The organism is Pseudomonas sp. Irchel 3H3 (assembly GCF_900187635.1).
Taxonomy (GTDB): domain Bacteria; phylum Pseudomonadota; class Gammaproteobacteria; order Pseudomonadales; family Pseudomonadaceae; genus Aquipseudomonas.
On sequence record NZ_FYEC01000003.1, the window covers coordinates 134,753 to 154,063 of the forward strand.

The 19,311-nt window shown below is 61.5% G+C and carries 12 protein-coding genes; 10 read left to right on the top strand and 2 right to left on the bottom strand.

The window, feature by feature from the left end:
- Position 1: 1 nt before the first annotated feature.
- On the bottom strand, positions 2–901 hold the full coding sequence (locus CKW24_RS05275) for a LysR family transcriptional regulator ArgP (protein WP_095165860.1): 900 nt from the start codon (positions 899–901) through the stop codon (positions 2–4).
- A 96-nt stretch (positions 902–997) separates the two neighbouring features.
- On the opposite strand from CKW24_RS05275, the gene CKW24_RS05280 reads away from it, so the two are divergent.
- From CKW24_RS05280 to CKW24_RS05300, 5 genes are all read left to right on the top strand, one after another.
- Complete coding sequence (locus CKW24_RS05280) at positions 998–1,399, top strand: ACT domain-containing protein (protein ID WP_095165862.1); 402 nt, start codon at positions 998–1,000, stop codon at positions 1,397–1,399.
- A 5-nt stretch (positions 1,400–1,404) separates the two neighbouring features.
- Positions 1,405–2,007 (top strand): LysE/ArgO family amino acid transporter, encoded by a 603-nt coding sequence (locus tag CKW24_RS05285; RefSeq protein WP_095165863.1) that lies wholly within the window; start codon positions 1,405–1,407, stop codon positions 2,005–2,007.
- Positions 2,008–2,182: 175 nt separating this feature from the next.
- Positions 2,183–2,779 carry a superoxide dismutase gene (locus CKW24_RS05290; protein ID WP_095165865.1) on the top strand — a complete coding sequence of 199 codons (597 nt, stop codon included), beginning with the start codon at positions 2,183–2,185 and terminating at the stop codon, positions 2,777–2,779.
- Positions 2,780–3,106: 327 nt separating this feature from the next.
- Entirely contained in the window at positions 3,107–5,161 is a 2,055-nt protein-coding gene (locus CKW24_RS05295; RefSeq protein WP_095165867.1) for a bifunctional diguanylate cyclase/phosphodiesterase, read from the top strand.
- A gap of 190 nt (positions 5,162–5,351) precedes the next feature.
- A complete protein-coding gene (locus CKW24_RS05300) occupies positions 5,352–6,695 on the top strand; it encodes an imelysin family protein (protein ID WP_095165869.1) in 1,344 nt (447 codons plus the stop codon).
- Between the two features lie 147 nt (positions 6,696–6,842).
- Here the strand turns inward: CKW24_RS05300 and CKW24_RS05305 are convergent, their stop codons facing one another.
- Positions 6,843–11,153: a dermonecrotic toxin domain-containing protein gene (locus tag CKW24_RS05305; protein WP_095165870.1), complete on the bottom strand. Its 4,311-nt coding sequence runs from the start codon at positions 11,151–11,153 to the stop codon at positions 6,843–6,845.
- A 191-nt stretch (positions 11,154–11,344) separates the two neighbouring features.
- Here CKW24_RS05305 and CKW24_RS05310 point away from each other — a divergent pair, with 191 nt between their 5' ends.
- The 5 genes from CKW24_RS05310 to CKW24_RS05330 all read left to right on the top strand — a co-directional run bounded on the left by CKW24_RS05310 (position 11,345) and on the right by CKW24_RS05330 (position 19,300).
- Positions 11,345–12,772, top strand: a complete 1,428-nt coding sequence (locus CKW24_RS05310) for a di-heme oxidoredictase family protein (RefSeq protein WP_095165871.1) — start codon at positions 11,345–11,347, stop codon at positions 12,770–12,772.
- A 45-nt stretch (positions 12,773–12,817) separates the two neighbouring features.
- Positions 12,818–13,882: an imelysin family protein gene (locus CKW24_RS05315; RefSeq protein ID WP_095165873.1), complete on the top strand. Its 1,065-nt coding sequence runs from the start codon at positions 12,818–12,820 to the stop codon at positions 13,880–13,882.
- 14 nt (positions 13,883–13,896) lie between these two features.
- Positions 13,897–14,994: a DUF1513 domain-containing protein gene (locus CKW24_RS05320; protein ID WP_095165875.1), complete on the top strand. Its 1,098-nt coding sequence runs from the start codon at positions 13,897–13,899 to the stop codon at positions 14,992–14,994.
- A gap of 102 nt (positions 14,995–15,096) precedes the next feature.
- Positions 15,097–16,248: an efflux RND transporter periplasmic adaptor subunit gene (locus CKW24_RS05325; protein WP_095165876.1), complete on the top strand. Its 1,152-nt coding sequence runs from the start codon at positions 15,097–15,099 to the stop codon at positions 16,246–16,248.
- Positions 16,249–16,261: 13 nt separating this feature from the next.
- Positions 16,262–19,300, top strand: a complete 3,039-nt coding sequence (locus CKW24_RS05330) for a multidrug efflux RND transporter permease subunit (RefSeq protein WP_095165878.1) — start codon at positions 16,262–16,264, stop codon at positions 19,298–19,300.
- The last annotated feature ends 11 nt before the right edge of the window (positions 19,301–19,311 follow it).

Here is a 19,311-nt window from a genome sequence, read left to right on the forward strand (position 1 = left end):
CTTACCGCTGCTCCAACGGCACCAACCATTGGCTGGATAAGCGCACCAGATGCTCGGTGAGTAAGCCGAGCAGTTGGCCACCATTGCGCCAATGATGCCAGTACAGCGGCACATCGATCGGTTTATCTGCCAACAACTCCACCAGCACACCGCGCTCAAGTTGCTCGCGCACCTGCAATTCCGGCACCAGGCCCCACCCCAGGCCCGCTTCGGTCAGGCGAATGAAACCTTCGGAAGACGGGCACAAATGATGCTCAAAACCGCCCTCGACGCCCAGGGACGCCAGGTAGCGATGCTGCAGGAAATCGTCAGGACCAAACACCAGTGCCGGGGTGCGAGCCAGTTGTTCGGCCTGCACCCCATGCGGGAAATGCCGGCTTATAAAGGCCGGACTGGCCAGAGCCCGATAACGCATGGCGCCCAGCAAGACACTACGCGCACCGGCCACCGGGCGCTCACTGGCACACAGGCAGGCCGCCACTTCTCCGGCACGCATGCGCTTGAGGCCGACGGTCTGGTCCTCCACTACCAGATCCAGCAACAAATGCTGTTCTGCGCAAAAATCCCCCACCGCCCCCGCCCACCAAGTCGCCAGGCTGTCGGCATTGAGGGCGATGCGCAGGCGCTCGGGCAGGCCAGCTTCATCCAGCGCCGGCACCAGGCTTTGCAGGTCGCGCTCAAGCAGGCGCACCTGCTGGACATGGTTGAGCAGACGCCGGCCGATCTCGGTCGGTGCCGGTGGCGTGGCCCGCACCAACACTGGCTGGCCGACCCGCGCTTCGAGCAGCTTGATCCGCTGGGAAATCGCCGACTGCGAGAGTCCCAGCACCTGCGCCGCGCGCTCGAAGCCGGCTTGCTCGACCACGGCAGCCAGAGCGGATAACAATTTATAGTCGAACATCAGTTTTCCTAATGAGCGATCAGCAATATTGGTTTTTCTTATACAGCTTGGAACAGGAGAATAGCCAGCATCCACTCTTGCCCAAGGATCAGCGACATGGCTGGCGAAACCTCACTCAACACCTTGCTGCGCAGCATGAGCCCGCACCTGAACGACGGCGAATACGTGTTCTGCACGATTGCCGACGGGCAACTGCCAGTTGGCTGCGAAATCATCGGCAGCTTTCGTGAACAGGAAGGCCTGACGGTGATCCTCGAACGCTCCAGCGCCCTGCAATGTGGGCTGGCCTTCGACTACGTGGCGGCCTGGATCACCCTCAACGTGCACTCGGCCCTGGAAGCTGTCGGCCTCACCGCCGCCTTCGCCACAGCCCTGGGCCAGGCCGGTATCAGTTGCAACGTGATTGCCGGCTACTACCACGACCATCTGTTTGTCGGCCAGGGCGATGCAGAACGCGCCATGACCGTACTGACGCAACTGGCGGCGAACGCGGAGTAAGGCTCATGTGGCAAAGCTATGTAAACGGCCTGTTGGTGGCGTTCGGCCTGATCATGGCGATCGGCACGCAAAACGCCTTTGTCCTGGCGCAAAGCCTGCGCCGTGAACATCATCTGCCGGTGGCCGCACTGTGTGTGGTCTGCGACGCGCTGCTGGTGGCGGCCGGGGTGTTTGGCCTGGCCACCGTGCTCGCGCAGAACCCGACCCTGCTGGCCATCGCGCGCTGGGGCGGCGCGGCGTTCCTGCTCTGGTACGGCAGCCTGGCGTTGCGCCGGGCCTGTTCGAAACAGAGCCTGCAACAAGGTGAGGACCAGACTGTGCGCTCGTTGCGCGCAGTGCTGCTCAGCGCACTGGCGGTGACCCTGCTCAACCCCCACGTCTACCTCGATACGGTGTTGCTGATCGGCTCGCTCGGCGCCCAACAGACCGAGCCCGGGGCCTATGTGGTCGGCGCGGCCAGTGCTTCTTTGCTGTGGTTCTTCACCCTGGCCCTCGGCGCGGCCTGGCTCGCTCCCTGGCTGGCTCGCCCCAGCACCTGGCGGATTCTCGACTTGCTGGTGGCGGTGATGATGTTCGCGGTGGCCTTTCAATTAATTGTCGCCAGTTGAATATCGCAAAAGGCTCTGGAACCTCTATCCCACACAGTTGTTGCGTGGTTATGCCGCACCCCCGGTGCTATGATCCGACACCTGCGCCGCAAAGAGTACAAACTCCCCGGCGCTAGTCTGGCCGCCCGTGATCGGCCTTGCGCTCACCGCAACTGACCTGATTAGGAGAATCACCATGGCTTTCGAATTGCCGCCACTGCCTTACGCACACGATGCACTGCAGCCGCACATTTCCAAGGAAACGCTGGAGTTTCACCACGACAAGCACCACAACACCTACGTCGTGAACCTGAACAACCTGGTGCCAGGCACCGAGTTCGAAGGCAAGACTCTGGAAGAAATCGTCAAGTCTTCTTCGGGTGGCATCTTCAACAACGCCGCTCAAGTGTGGAACCACACTTTCTACTGGAACTGCCTGGCGCCAAACGCCGGCGGTCAACCAACCGGCGCGCTGGCTGAAGCCATCAACGCTGCTTTCGGTTCGTTCGACAAGTTCAAGGAAGAGTTCAGCAAAACCTCCATCGGTACCTTCGGTTCCGGCTGGGGCTGGCTGGTGAAAAAGGCTGACGGTTCCCTGGCCCTGGCCAGCACCATCGGCGCCGGCAACCCGCTGACTAACGGCGACACCCCGCTGTTGACCTGCGACGTCTGGGAACACGCCTACTACATCGACTACCGCAACGTGCGTCCAAAGTATGTGGAAGCGTTCTGGAACCTGGTCAACTGGAAGTTCGTGGCTGAGCAGTTCGAAGGCAAAACCTTCACCGCTTGAGTCCGCTTGCTGTGAAAAAACCCGGCATTGCCGGGTTTTTTTATGCCTGTGGCTGGCACCTGTCCCCACGCAAAACACTCCTGCCCTTGCTCCAGCGCCGCAGGCGGCTACCATCTAGCAAATACAAATATTCTCCCCTGCCCCTCAAGTTGCAGGAGGTGCGTACCGACACAATACAAATGGGCTTCAATAACCGCTTACCCAAGGTTATGCGGCCAGGCCGGCGGACAACATCCACCTGGCTCGATTGTCCCTTTGACTGCCATCACGGGATTGCCAATACTCATGGCATCTTGACGTTACCCGCACGGAACAAGGAATTACCCTTTGAAGCTGGAACTCAAAAACAGCTTGTCGGTGAAGTTGCTCCGGGTTGTGCTGTTGTCGGCATTGATCGTGGGTGTGGTCTTGAGCTGCGCACAGATCGTCTTTGATGCCTACAAGACGCGCCAGGCAGTGGCCAACGACGCCGAACGCATCCTCGACATGTTTCGCGACCCATCGACCCAGGCCGTCTACAGCCTGGATCGGGAAATGGGCATGCAGGTGATCGAAGGGCTGTTCCAGGATGACGCCGTGCGCATGGCCTCCATCGGCCATCCCAATGAAACCATGCTGGCGGAAAAAAGCCGTGAACTGCAGCATTCCGATAGTCGCTGGCTGACCGACCTGATCCTGGGCAAGGAGCGCACCTTCACCACCCAGTTGGTGGGTCGCGGTCCCTACAGTGAGTACTACGGCGACCTGAGCATTACCCTCGACACCGCCACCTATGGCCAGGGATTTATTGTCAGCTCGGTGATCATCTTCATTTCCGGCGTATTGCGGGCATTGGCCATGGGGCTGGTGCTGTACCTGGTCTATCACTGGCTGCTGACCAAGCCGCTGTCGCGGATCATCGAGCACCTGACCACCATCAACCCCGACCGCCCCAGCGAACACAAGATCCCCCAGCTCAAAGGCCACGAGAAAAACGAACTGGGGCTGTGGATCAATACCGCCAACCAGTTGCTCGAATCCATCGAGCGCAATACCCATCTGCGCCATGAAGCGGAGAACAGCCTGCTGCGCATGGCCCAGTACGACTTTCTCACCGGCCTGCCCAACCGCCAGCAGCTGCAGCAGCAACTGGACAAGATCCTGGTGGATGCCGGGCGCTTGCAACGCCGGGTCGCGGTGATCTGCGTTGGCCTGGACGATTTCAAGGGGATCAACGAGCAATTCAGCTACCAGACCGGTGACCAACTGTTGCTGGCCCTGGCCGACCGCCTGCGCGCCCACAGCGGTCGCCTCGGCGCGCTGGCACGCCTGGGTGGCGACCAGTTCGCCCTGGTGCAGGCTGATATCGAGCAACCCTATGAAGCCGCCGAACTGGCGCAAAGCATTCTTGATGACCTGGAAGAGCCGTTTGCCCTTGATCATCAGGAGATCCGCCTGCGCGCCACCATCGGCATCACCCTGTTCCCGGAGGACGGCGACAGCACCGAAAAGCTGTTGCAGAAAGCCGAGCAGACCATGACCCTGGCCAAGACCCGCTCGCGCAACCGCTACCAGTTCTACATTGCCAGCGTCGACAGCGAAATGCGCCGGCGCCGCGAACTGGAAAAGGACCTGCGCGAGGCCCTGCGTCGCGAACAGCTGTTTCTGGTCTATCAACCGCAGATCAGCTATCGCGATCACCGGGTGGTAGGGGTCGAGGCGCTGATTCGCTGGCAGCATCCGGAGCACGGGCTGGTACCGCCAGACCTGTTCATCCCGCTGGCGGAACAGAACGGCAGCATCATCGCCATCGGCGAGTGGGTCCTGGACCAGGCCTGTCGCCAGTTGCGCGACTGGCACGACCAGGGCTTCAGCGACCTGCGCATGGCGGTCAACCTCTCCACCGTGCAACTGCACCACGCCGAGCTGCCACGGGTGGTCAACAACCTGCTGCAGATGTACCGCCTGCCGCCACGCAGCCTGGAGCTGGAAGTGACCGAGACCGGCCTGATGGAAGACATCAGCACCGCCGCCCAGCACCTGCTCAGCCTGCGCCGCTCCGGCGCCTTGATCGCCATCGACGACTTCGGCACCGGCTACTCCTCCCTCAGCTACCTGAAAAGCCTGCCGCTGGACAAGATCAAGATCGACAAGAGCTTCGTCCAGGACCTGCTGGACGACGATGACGATGCCACCATCGTGCGCGCGATCATCCAGTTGGGCAAAAGCCTGGGCATGCAGGTGATTGCCGAGGGAGTGGAGACCGCTGAGCAAGAGGCCTACATCATCTCTGAGGGCTGCCACGAAGGTCAGGGTTACTTCTACAGCAAGCCGCTGCCGGCCCGGGAATTGAGTGCGTACCTGAAACAGGCGCAACGCAGCAACGTCTTGAGCCCGCTGTAGCAGCGTGTAGCAGCGGTCGAGCCCGCGAGGCCGCTGCTACACAAGTGCGTGGCGCGCTTGATCCCGCGTCGATGAATAAGAAATATTTCCAGGTACAACCCTTTACACATAATGCGAAAGATTTGCATTATGTCGCAGTTTTGCGCGTCCACCGCGCTTGTCCCTCATCTACCGAAGCAGGATGTTCGCCATGATTCGTATGCCTCTGGCTACCGCCAGTTTGCTGGCCATCGCTATTTCCCTCGCCGGTTGCGGCGAAGGTAAAGACAAGGCTGCTGCTCCTCAAGCGCCTACTCCAGCCGCCAGCACCGCAGCACCTGCTGCTCCGGCTGCCACAGGCAAAGTCGACGAAGCCGCTGCCAAGGCCGTAGTCGCGCATTACGCCGATATCGTCTTCGCCGTCTACAGCGATGCCGAATCCACCGCGAAAACCCTGCAAACCGCGATCGACGCCTTCCTCGCCAAGCCGAACGACGAAACACTGAAAGCCGCCAAGGCTGCCTGGGTTGCCGCTCGTGTGCCTTACCTGCAGAGCGAAGTGTTCCGCTTCGGCAACACCATCATCGACGACTGGGAAGGTCAGGTTAACGCCTGGCCCCTGGACGAAGGCCTGATCGACTACGTCGACAAGAGCTACGAGCACGCCCTGGGCAACCCGGGTGCCAGCGCCAACATCATCGCCAACACCGAAGTCCAGGTGGGTGAAGACAAAGTTGACGTGAAAGACATCACCGCGGAAAAACTCGCCAGCCTGAACGAGCTCGGCGGTTCCGAGGCGAACGTCGCCACTGGCTACCACGCCATCGAATTCCTGCTCTGGGGCCAGGACCTGAACGGCACCGGCCCAGGCGCTGGCAACCGTCCAGCCTCGGACTACCTGGAAGGTACCGGCGCTACCGGCGGCCACAACGATCGCCGTCGCGCCTACCTCAAGGCCGTGACCCAACTGCTCGTCAGCGACCTGGAAGAAATGGTCGGTAACTGGAAGCCGAACGTGGCCGACAACTACCGCGCCACCCTGGAAGCCGAGCCAGGCGAGACCGGCCTGCGCAAAATGCTGTTCGGCATGGGCAGCCTCTCGCTGGGCGAACTGGCCGGCGAGCGGATGAAAGTGTCCCTGGAAGCCAACTCGCCTGAAGACGAGCAGGACTGCTTCAGCGACAACACCCACAACTCGCACTTCTACGACGCCAAGGGCGTGCGTAACGTGTACCTGGGCGAATACACCCGTACCGACGGCACCAAGATGACCGGCGCCAGCCTGTCGTCGCTGGTGGCCAAGGCCGACCCGGCTGCCGATACCGCCCTCAAGGCGGACCTGGCTGCGACCGAAGCCAAGCTGCAGGTCATGGTCGATCACGCCAACAAGGGTGAGCACTACGACCAGTTGATCGCCGCTGGCAACACCGCAGGCAACCAGATCGTGCGCGACGCCATCGCCGCCCTGGTCAAGCAGACCGGCTCGATCGAGCAGGCTGCTGGCAAACTGGGTATCAGCGACCTGAACCCGGATAACGCTGATCACGAGTTCTGATCAACCCAGGCCAAGTCCCGTCATGAAAATGCCCCGCCTCGCGCGGGGCCAATGAGCCGGTCAGCCTGATCAAGAAGCCCTGCAGGCTCACGCTTGCAGGGCTTTTCTCGTTTTAAGGTGCACGACCATGATCGACGTAGAGCCCGATCAGATCCGGAAAACAAAGATATTCGCCTGGGCACCCACCGCCGGCAGATGAATGCCGCCGATCAACTGTACCAAGTGCTTGCTGGCTTGCGCCTGGCTGACCAGGGTTCGAGTCGCTGGCTCCATCAGGTCAACTCTCAGTGTCACATCATGGGGGCCCTCAACCACCTCGCCCAACGCTCTACGCAACGTCATCCAAAACAACTGATCGCTACCCGCACGCCTGAACAGCAGTTCGGACGGCTGGTTGAACCCCGCGACCATTTCGTAACGGCTGCCCACCAGCCGCTCGACCATCAGCGTCTTCAGCGCTCTTTCGGTCCCCGAGACCACCGCCTCATGCATCAGCACTGGGACGCCATCCGTACTGAAATTCAGGCGATGGTACAAACCGGTAAAGTTTTGCAGGCGCCATGCTCCTGCGGTCTTGTGAGTGACCGGGAGCAAGGACAGCGGCGCGCCCAGCACGGGCAGCGCTTGGGCTGATAAAGAACGCCAGCCCTGCAGCGTGCGCTGGAGGGCGGCAACCCCCCAGACCGTCAGGCCTGTAGGATTGCCCAGGTTGAACAGCATGTTGGCAACCTGCGTCTGAGAGATTGACGTGAATGTCGGGAACGCGTCCGCCACATAAGCGACCAGTGATTTGATGAAAGGCAACTCAATTGAATGCATCCATCGAGACAGTGATTGCTCGAACGTCGCCAATCTTGGCTGCCTGTAGAGATCAGTACTGAGCATCCGCTCGAACGCCACAAAGCTGTTGGTGGGCATCTGTGGATCATGCATCAGCACGACACCGGTATTGATCGCGGCGCCTGAAGGTAGAACAGGGAAATAGCGCTCATCAATCTTGACGTAGTCACGCCCGATCCATTGCGGATCGCCACCGATACGCCGATAGATGCCCATCTGCGGGTCTTGTAACTGAACATGAGCCGGATCCAGGGTTTGCCCCCAATCGACAAACTGCTCGCTGGCAGGCCTGGCTGGGCGTGACGGCACGACCACCGGTTGGTTTGGCCCAGGAATCGGTTCTACCGGACGTGGACGACTTGGGCCTGGGACTGGCTCGACGGCGATGGGTCGAGCAGCCGGATCAACAATACCACCGCCACTCCATGCATTCGCCCAATCCAGACCTCTGAGGCGCATCTGGAATCGCGCGGGGCTCACGATCAGGTAGGTGTCGAAAATGCCTAATGCCCCCCCTGTGCGTAAGTAATGAACCAGGCTCAATCTGAACTCGATTTCGCGCCCTGGGGGAAACGCGAAGGACTCAAACACACGCCGGGCCTGGAACTCGTCAAGAAATGGATAAAGGTCCCTGAGTGCGCGCTCCGGTGAAAAACCTCCCAAGGCGGGCGCATCCGGGTGCGTGCCGATTTCCCACTGTCCAGCCCGATCCCGGCGGATCGGAGAATAGTGGTACTGAACCGGCTTGCGGGCATCCCTGACACGCCATGCTTGCTCAAATCCCTCATCCAGGATCGAGTACCAATGTTGGCCGTCATTGAGGAAGTACTGCTTGACTCCATCGACTGGCGAGAGCTTGTAATAAATGCCTTTTCCCTCCCATCCGGGGAGCGGGCTGAGGGCCTGCGGTTTTTTACCCAGGGCCATTTGCGGATTCAATCTTCGCGCCCCTGAAGCCAGCCTTGGGACCGCTTTGGGTGTGGCACCTGCAAGCCCCTTCCCGACTGCGCCATCCACCAGAGCGCCGGCGAACTCTCCCAATGCCCGGACAACGTGATGGGCGACACCTTCCCGATCTGCGATTTTCGCCGCATCAACGGCGTTAAAAAGCGAAAACAGACTCCTGGCCAGGCCGATAGGCAGTGTTACGCGGATCGGCAAAACCATGGTCACCACATCAAGCGCGATACCAGCAACCGTCAGACCGGTCTCGATATCAGTTTGCCCGGTGGTGGTCGTCTGGGCTGCCGCGTCATTGATCGCGAAACTGACTTCAATTTCATACCCCACCTCGAAGAAGTTATCCGCGATCCGCGCAAGGCTGACCGTGGAGACATCCCCCCGCCCTTGCACTGTAGCCCGGACCTGGGGCTGGAACGCCAACTCCACTCGCCCGACCAGGTATTCGCGCCACTGGCTGTTATGAATGAAGTCACTCATCAGGTGCTCCCGGGGGTACTCCCGAAACACCCGCCCGTCTGGTGCCTGGGGCGTATACACGACAATGGTGCCGCTGCCGGCGGTCGACGTGCAGAACAGCAACACGCCGCGAACCAACTGACCACGCAGCTTCAAGTGCTGCACGATAATCCGGTGGTCTTCGACCGGAGCACGCTGATCGTTGTCGACAGGGTGATCCAGCACCACGGTCACCCAATTGAATCCACGCGCCAGTCGATCTGGTAAAAAATCACCGTTGATCTTGGCTTCGATGGCATCCAGGCGCAGTTGCTGGGCCATGAGCTGGGCAAAAGTCTGTTTGTGCAGTGCAGCCTGCGTGGAAGTGATCAGGTTGGCTTGCAAAAAATCTTGATAGGATTGGCCGACATTCAGGTTGCGCACCAAGTCTTTGACTTGTTCGACCGTCAAACCGTCATAGGTGGGCAATCCCGCGGCGGGATTGATATTCGGTGACGGCGTAATGCGGCTGGGCGTCGCACCGCTCGAGGCTTTCACGTTCAGCGTAGAGTAATTGCTGAAATTGAAGTCCAGGCCCCCGACATTCTCCAGGGCCAGCTCTGTCAGGGTCCGCGAACGGTATCTGTGTTGCGCCCCCCCAGGCTCGCGGATGGTGGACGCAGGTGCACCCGGCGCATACGTCACTGGCGGCACATCGGGCTCCCGAGTGGTGACGAGGATGTCATCCGGGTTCACCGTCAATCCGTGTTCAGACTCAAGCGCCACGCGCAGTTGTCGATTGCTGTACGCCAACAGCGAGCGCCGGTCGCTGAACTGACTGAAGGAAGGCAGCCCTTCGCTGTCCGACAAATTGGCCAGCGTCTGGCCATAGAGGGTGAACGCCGATGCCCAGGCCTCTTTGTCGACGACCGAGGCTCCCGCGAGAAAAGCCCGCAGTCGTGCCTGCGTACGCTTTTTGTTCCTGGCCTGCAGTACCGCATCAATCGTGAACGCGCGCCGCAAATCGGTCACTCGGTCCAGCGCACGAGGCAAGTTGGCCATCTCGGCGTGGATACCCATCGCCTGGTAGCGGGCGATGGTCGAGGCAACATTTTGCTGGATCAACCGGCACTGCGACTCGATGCCGAATGTGAAAGGCGAGTCCAGTCGCTCCAGATAAAGCATCTGGTCGCCAACCGGCGCAACACGATGCAGGGCTAGTACGCGCTCGTGATCGTTGTCGGCAATCATCTCCAGCAAGCTGGCGAACTCGACGCCGTGCCCCAGGCGACGGTGCAACTCACGATCAAGGCTGGCCAGCGAGTCGAACTCTTCAAAGCCCTGCATTTGGGAGAACAACAGCACCCACCCGACATTTGCAGTCGGTTCGATGGGTCGAACCGCAGGCGCGCGGGCATCGATCTCCCAACCCGTCTGCGAGTCCTGCGGGTTACGCGAAGTGAGGATAAAGGCGCCCTGCATCTGGATCGCAGGTGCCTCGCCCTGTTTGAGTGCCAAACCATAGACACACGGACGATAGCCCGGCAGCGCCTGGCGGGCCGCGGCATCCGGATAACGCAGCAGTTTGTCGAACAGCGTTTGCGCGTTGGGGCTGAGGAGCTCATCGCACCTGAGCAGCTCAAACTCGGTTTTCAGATGCGTGAGCCTGACCTCCTCCAGCCACTGTTTGTGGGTTCGGTTGTCTGTGGGGCTCAAAGGCGTGTCCCAGTAGCGCTGCAGATACAAGGGGTATTGCACCAGCAACCCGTCGGCCAATCGATCGAGAAACCCATCGAATGCCTGGGCCTTGAGCGCCGAAAAGCGTTCAGTGGCGCGACCGGCCTTGGGCACATGGTAGAAGTCGGTCTGCCGACTGGCATAACTCGCCGCCTCACCACTGACGATGCGCTGCACGGCAGCATCCATCAGACTGGGCATCAGTGACAGCGGCTGCGCGTCATCAGTAGCCGAGGATGTCGTGGGCGTTTTTTCTCGGGACTGGACATAGCTGTGCCGAAGATCCAGAGGGGACGTCAGTTCGGCAAAGTCCTGATCGAAGTGGTGCTGCACGAACCCATGGAAAACCGGCTGTGTCTGAAAGCGCTCAGTGACCTGGACGTCCAGATCCGATAGTTGCTGGCGCAAACTGGACTGCCCAGCGCTGTCTCGGGAGTTCAACTGCTCGTTGAGGAGGGAAGGCGGTACGTATTCATTCAGCATGGGGAAACTCTACGGTGACGGAGTGTTCTGCATCCTGCCCCTTCGATAAATCCCTTGGGAGGTGCATATGTACGGCGTTGTCCGACGAGGTCGGGCACTCCCCCAAGCAACCAAACGATAATTCCTCTTATTCAAATTCCCCTGCCCTGTTAGACTTTGCGCCCTGTTTTGCTCGCCTTTCTGGATAACCGATGCCCTCGCTGCCTCTTCGCTTGTCTGCACTGCTACTGGCCCTGGGCCTGAGTGCCTGCGATGACGCCCCGCGGTTTACCGAGGCAGAACCCGGTGAAGCCCGCTCCGGGGGCGCGGCAACCGTGCGCAAGAGCGACCAGAACGCGTTTTCCCTGCCATCGGCCAATCTCTCGCCGACAAGGCGGCTGGATTTCAGTGTCGGCAACAGCTTTTTCCGCAGCCCGTGGGTCACCGCCCCCTCGACGACCACCGCCCGTGACGGCCTGGGCCCGCTGTTCAATACCAACGGCTGCCAGAATTGCCACATCAAGGACGGTCGTGGCCACCCTCCGGCGCCGGATGCCGAGAACTCGGTCTCGATGCTGGTGCGCCTGTCGATTCCCGATGCGCCGGCCTACACCAAGCTGATCGAGCAGGTCGGAGTAGTCCCCGAGCCGGTCTACGGTGGGCAGTTCCAGGACATGGCGGTCCCCGGTGTCACACCGGAAGGCAAGGTCCGGGTCGAATACACCCCAGTGGTTGTGCAATTCAAGGACGGCAGCACCGTCGAACTGCGCAAGCCCAGTCTGCAGATCAGCCAACTGGGCTATGGCCCGATGCATCCGGACACACGGTTTTCCGCGCGGGTGGCCCCGCCGATGATCGGCCTCGGCCTGCTGGAAGCCATCCCCGATGCGGCGATCCTGGCCAATGCCGATCCGCAGGACAACAACCGTGACGGCATCAAGGGCCGGCCGAACCTGGTCTGGGACGACGCGCAGCAAAAAACCGTGCTGGGGCGTTTTGGCTGGAAAGCCGGACAACCGAACCTCAATCAACAAAATGTTCACGCGTTTTCTGGTGATATGGGCCTGACCACCAGCCTCAGGCCTTTCGATGACTGCACCGCAACCCAGACCGACTGCTTGCAAGCGCCCAACGGCAATGGCCCCGATGGCGAGCCGGAAGTCAGCGACAACATCCTGCGCCTGGTGCTGTTCTACAGCCGCAACCTCGGCGTACCGGCCCGCCGCGACGTCAACGACGCCCAGGTGCTGGCCGGCAAGAACCTGTTTTTCCAGGCCGGCTGCCAGTCGTGCCACACACCCAAATTCACCACCGCCGCCACTGCCGCCGAACCCGAGTTGGCCAATCAAGTGATTCGCCCCTACAGCGATCTGCTGCTGCATGACATGGGTGAAGGCCTGGCGGATAACCGTACCGAGTTCCAGGCCTCCGGTCGCGACTGGCGCACCCCGCCACTGTGGGGCATTGGCCTGACGCAGACGGTCAGCGGCCACACCCAGTTCCTGCATGACGGCCGCGCCCGCAACCTGCTCGAAGCTGTGCTCTGGCACGGTGGGGAAGCTTCAGCGGCGCAGCAACAGGTTTTAGCTTTCAGTGCCGAGCAGCGCGCGTCGCTGCTGGCCTTTTTGAATTCGCTTTGAACGCCTATCCCATTTGCTTTGCCCCATACACATAGGGAGCCCGACATGTTTCGTCCCAAGTTGTTGTTCACCAGCCTTGCCGCCCTCGCCCTCGGCGCCTGCGCGCCCCAGGACCCACAAGCGGTTACCTCGGCGGCCATCGCCAAGCAAGTGATCCTGCCGACCTACAGCCGTTGGGTCGACGCCGATCGCCAACTGGCGGTCAGCGCCCTGTCCTACTGCGAAGGCAAGTCAGACCTGGCCACCGCCCGCGCCGACTTCCTCCACGCACAAAAAGCCTGGGCCGAACTGCAGCCGTTGCTGGTCGGTCCGCTGGCCGAGGGCAACCGCTCCTGGCAGATCCAGTTCTGGCCGGACAAGAAGAACCTGGTCGGACGCCAGGTCGAGCAATTGCTTAGCGCCCAGCCGCAGATCGATGCCGCGGCACTGGCTAAATCCAGCGTGGTGGTCCAGGGCTTGTCGGCCTATGAGTACATTCTGTTCGACGCCAAGAGCAACGTTGCCGACGCCGCGCAGAAAGCCCGCTACTGCCCGCTGCTGACCGCCATTGGCGAACGGCAGAAACTGCTGGCCGAAGAAATCCTCGCCAGCTGGAACAGCACCGACGGCATGCTGGCGCAGATGACCAAGTTCCCCAACCAGCGGTACGCGGACTCCCACGAAGCCATCGCCGACCTGCTGCGCGCCCAAGTGACTGCGCTGGATACCCTGAAGAAAAAACTCGGCACGCCAATGGGCCGCCAGACCAAGGGCATTCCCCAACCGTTCCAGGCTGATGCCTGGCGTAGCCAGTCGTCGCTGCCTAGCCTGCGAGCCAGCCTCAGCGCCGCACAAACCGTCTGGGTTGGTGTCGACAACAAAGGCCTGCGTGGCCTGCTGCCCGCCGAGCAAAAGCCGTTGGCAGACAAGATCGACGCCGCCTATGCCGCGTCGCTGAAGCTGTTCGACAGCAACCAGAGCTCGCTGACCGAAATGCTCGGTGACGATGCCGGCCGCCAGCAACTCAACGATCTCTACGACAGCCTCAACGTCGTCCATCGCCTGCACGAAGGCGAACTGGCCAAGGCGCTGGGCATCCAACTGGGCTTCAACGCCAACGACGGTGACTGATGAGGGTTAGCTCCATGCTGCGACGCCAGGCTCTGACTTTCGGCAGTTTGTTGCTGGGCGCGGTGACGCTGGGCGGCTGGAAGCTGTTCAAGCAAAAGGACCACGGCCCTTTGCTGCTTTCAGCCCGCGATGACAGTGACGGCAAGCACTACGCCGTCGGCTATCGGCTGGACGGCACCCGGGTGTTCGCCACCGAAGTCGGCCAGCGCTGCCACGACATCATCAATCACCCCGAGTTGCCGATCGCCCTGTTCGTCGCCCGGCGACCAGGGACCGAAAGCTACCTGGTGGACCTGCGCGACGGCAGGTTGCTGCAAACCGTGGTTTCGCAAGCGAACCGGCACTTCTACGGCCACGCGGTAATCCACAAGGATGGCGAATGGCTGTACGCCACCGAAAACGACACCACCGACCCGGGCCGCGGCCTGCTCGGGGTGTACCGTTTCGAGGGCGAGCGCCTGGTGCACAGCGGCGAGATTTCCACCCACGGCATCGGCCCGCACCAGGTCTCCTGGATGCCCGACGGTGAAACGCTGGTGGTGGCCAACGGCGGGATTCGCACCGAGGCCGAAAGCCGGGTCGAAATGAACCTCGACGCCATGGCACCCAGCCTGGTGCTGATGCAGCGCGACGGCACCCTGCTGAGCAAGGAAACCCTGGCCCAGCAGATGAACAGCGTGCGGCATATGGGCATCGCCAGCGATGGCACCATCGTCACTGGCCAGCAATTCATGGGCGCCGCCCACGAGTCGTCCGAACTGCTGGCCATCAAGCGTCCCGGCCAGCCCTTCGTCGCCTTCCCGGTCGATGAGCACCAGTTGCAAGCCATGGGGCACTACACCGCCAGTGTCGCGGTCCACAGTGAACTGCGCCTGGTGGCGTTGACCGCGCCACGGGGCAACCGCTTTTTCATCTGGGACCTGGACAGCGGCGAAGTGCAGCTTGATGCCCCGCTGCCCGATTGCGCCGGGGTCGGCGCGGTAGCCGATGGTTTTGTCGTGACCTCGGGCCAGGGTCGTTGCCGTTTTTATGATTGCCGCAAGGCACCGCTGATGGCCCAGCCCCTGGAATTGCCGGCAGGGCTCTGGGACAACCATTTGCATTTGGTCTGATGCCTACAGCGGTCAGGGCTGACCCGACACATATGGAATCACAGGCACACAGGGAGTAATGTGCCGCCTGTCTCGCCTGATTTTTTTCCAAGGAAGTGGAATATGCTGCGTCGCCGCATGCTGATCATGTTGGGGGTTGTGCTGTTGATCGTGCTGATGCTGGGGGGCTACAAGGCCTTCTCCATCTATCAGATGATCCAGACCTTCGCTGCGCCAAAGCCGCCGGAGAGCGTCGCCGTGGCCAGCGCCAGCGAACGTCCGTGGCAGGTTCGCCTGCCCACCGTGGGCACCCTCAAGGCGCTGCAGGGGGTCGACCTGAGCCTGGAGGTCGCCGGTACCGTTACCGACGTGCAGTTCCAGTCCGGGCAACAGGTCAAGGTCGGGCAGCCGCTCATCCAGCTCGACAGCGCCGTCGAAAGCGCCCTGCTGGAGACCGCCAAGGCCGACCTCGGCCTGGCGCAACTGGACTACGGCCGCGGCAGCCAACTGGTGGGCAGCAGCGCTATTTCCAAGGGTGAGTTCGACCGCCTCAGCGCGCAACTGGCCAAGAACAAGGCCACGGTCAATCAACTCAAGGCCTCGCTGGCGAAAAAGCACATTGTCGCGCCGTTCAGCGGCACCATCGGCATTCGCCAGGTCGACGTCGGCGACTATCTCGCCAGCGGCACGGTGATCGCCACCCTGCAAGACCTCAGCAGCCTGTATGTGGACTTCTACGTACCGGAACAGGTGCTGCCGAAGATCGCCAAGGGCCAGCCGGTCAACGTTGGCGTCTCCGCCTACACCGGACAGACCTTCCCCGGCACCATCAGCGCCATCAACCCCAAGGTCGAGAACAGCACCCGTAACGTGTTGGTGCGCGCCACCCTGGCCAACCCCGACGGCAAATTGCTGCCGGGCATGTTCGCCAGCCTGCAGGTGCTGATGCCGGACCCGGAGGCAAAAATCGTGGTCCCGGAAAGTGCAGTGACCTACACCCTGTATGGCAACTCGCTGTACGTCGTCGCGCAGAAAAAAGACGCCGAGGGCAATCTCGAAAAAGACGACAAGGACCAGCCAGTGCTGGTCGCCGAACGACGGTTCATCGAAACCGGCGAACGCCGGGATGGCCTGGTTCTGATCAACAAAGGCGTGAAGGACGGCGAGCAGGTCATCAGCGCCGGGCAGATCAAACTCGAAAACGGCATGCACATCGTCATCAGCCCGGACAAAAACCTGCCGGCCGAACAGAACAGCCAGCCACGCGCTGACTGATCAAGGAATCCCCATGGCTTTTACCGACCCGTTCATCCGTCGCCCGGTGCTCGCTACCGTGGTCAGCCTGTTGATCGTGCTGCTGGGCTTCCAGGCCTGGAGCAAGCTGCCGCTGCGCCAGTATCCCCAGATGGAGAACGCGCTGATCACGGTCACCACCGCGTACCCCGGGGCCAACGCCGAGACCATCCAGGGCTACATCACCCAGCCCCTGCAACAGAGCCTGGCCAGTGCCGAAGGCATCGACTACATGACCTCGGTCAGCCGCCAGAACTTCTCGGTGATCTCGATCTACGCGCGCATCGGCTCCAACAGCGACCGGTTGTTCACCGAGTTGCTGGCCAAGGCCAACGAGGTCAAGAACAAGCTGCCGCAAGACGCCGAAGACCCGGTGCTGAGCAAGGAGGCGGCGGACGCCTCGGTGCTGATGTACATCAGCTTCTTCAGCAAGGAGTTGAATAACCCGCAGATCACCGACTACCTATCGCGTGTGATCCAGCCCAAGCTCGCGACCCTGCCCGGCATGGCTGAAGCCGAGATCCTCGGCAACCAGGTCTTTGCCATGCGCCTGTGGCTGGACCCGGTCAAGCTTGCCGGTTTTGGCCTGAGCGCCAGCGACGTGACCAGCGCGGTGCGCCAGTACAACTTTCTGTCGGCCGCCGGTGAGGTCAAGGGCGAGTACGTGGTCACCAGCGTCAACGCCAACACCGAACTGAAAACCGCCGAAGCCTTCGGCCAGATCCCGCTGAAAGTCGATGGCGACAGCCGGGTGCTGCTCAGCGACGTGGCCCGCGTGGAAATGGGCGCGGAAAACTACGACACCATCAGTTCGTTCGGCGGTACGCCCTCGGTGTACATCGGAATCAAGCCAACACCCGGGGCCAACCCGCTGGACGTGATCAAGGAAGTGCGCAAGCTGATGCCGGAGCTGGAGTCCCAGCTACCGCCCAACCTCAAGGCGGAAATCGCCTACGACGCCACGCTGTTTATCCAGGCTTCGATCGACGAGGTGGTGAAAACCCTGTTCGAAGCCGTGCTGATCGTGATTGTCGTGGTGTTCCTGTTCCTCGGTGCCTTGCGTTCGGTGGTGATCCCGGTGGTGACCATTCCGCTGTCGATGATCGGCGTGATGTTCTTCATGCAACTGATGGGCTACTCGATCAACCTGCTGACCCTGCTGGCCATGGTGCTGGCCATCGGCCTGGTGGTGGATGACGCCATCGTCGTGGTGGAGAACATCCATCGCCATATCGAGGAAGGCAAGACCCCGCTGGACGCTGCGCTCGAAGGCGCGCGGGAAATCGCCATGCCGGTGGTCTCGATGACCATCACCCTGGCCGCCGTGTATGCGCCGATCGGTTTCCTGACGGGGCTGACCGGGGCGCTGTTCAAGGAGTTCGCCCTGACCCTGGCGGGCGCCGTGGTGATCTCCGGCATCGTCGCCCTGACCCTGTCGCCCATGATGTGCGCCCTGCTCCTGCGCCACGACCCGAACCCGTCCGGCCTGGCCCACCGCCTCGACCAGTTGTTCGACAGGCTCAAGCGGCGTTACCAGAGCATGTTGCACGGCACCCTCAACACCCGGCCGGTGGTGCTGGTGTTCGCGGTGATCGTGCTGTGCCTGATTCCGGTGTTGCTCAAGTTCAGCAAGTCGGAACTGGCGCCGGACGAAGACCAGGGCATCATTTTCATGATGGCCAATGCCCCGCAGCCGACCAACCTCGAGTACCTGAATTCCTATACCGACGAATTCATCACCATTTTCAAAGAGTTCCCCGAGTACTACTCCTCCTTCCAGATCAACGGCTTCAACGGCGTGCAATCGGGGATCGGCGGCTTCCTGCTCAAGCCATGGAACGAACGCAGCCGGACCCAGATGGAGATCCTGCCGGAGGTCCAGAGCAAGCTGTCACGCATCCCCGGGCTGCAGATCTTCGGTTTTAACCTGCCCTCGCTGCCCGGCACCGGGGAAGGCTTGCCCTTCCAGTTCGTGATCAACACCGCCAATGACTACGAGTCGCTGCTGGCGGTGGTCGACCGGGTGAAAAAACGCGCGCTGGAGTCCGGCAAGTTCGCCTTCGTCGATATCGACCTGGCCTTCGACAAGCCAGAAGTGGTGGTCGACATCGACCGCGCCAAGGCCGCACAGATGGGCGTGTCCATGCTCGACCTGGGCACGACCTTGGCGACCTTGCTGGCCGAGGCTGAAATCAACCGGTTCACCATCGAAGGTCGCAGCTACAAGGTGATCGCCCAAGTGGAGCGGGCCTATCGCGACAACCCGGACTGGCTGAACAACTATTACGTGAAGAATGCCCAGGGCGAACTGCTTGCCCTGTCGACCCTGATCACGGTCAAGGACCGGGCCCGTCCGCGGCAACTGAACCAGTTCCAGCAACTGAACTCGGCGATCCTCTCGGGCTTCCCGGTGGTCAGCATGGGCGAGGCGATTGAAACCGTGCACCAGATCGCCCTGGAAGAAGCGCCGCCGGGCTATGCGTTCGATTACGCCGGCGCCTCCCGCCAGTTCGTGCAGGAAGGCAGTGCGTTGTGGGTGACCTTTGCCCTGGCGCTGGCGATCATTTTCCTGGTGCTGGCTGCGCAGTTCGAGAGCTTCCGCGATCCGCTGGTGATCCTGGTGACCGTGCCGCTGTCGATTTGCGGCGCGTTGATCCCGCTGTTCCTGGGCTGGTCGAGCATGAACATCTATACCCAGGTGGGGCTGGTGACCCTGATCGGGCTGATCAGCAAGCACGGGATCCTGATCGTCGAATTTGCCAACCAGTTGCGCAAGGACAAGGGCCTGTCACCACGCGAGGCGGTCGAGGAAGCCGCCGCTATCCGCCTGCGTCCGGTACTGATGACCACCGCGGCCATGGTGTTCGGCATGCTGCCGTTGATCATTGCCACAGGTGCCGGGGCCGTCAGCCGGTTTGATATCGGTATGGTGATTGCCACCGGGATGTCCATCGGCACCCTGTTCACCCTGTTCGTGCTGCCCTGCGTCTACACCCTGCTGGCCAAACCGGACAAGGCCCCCGAACCCACGTGAGCGGGAATCAG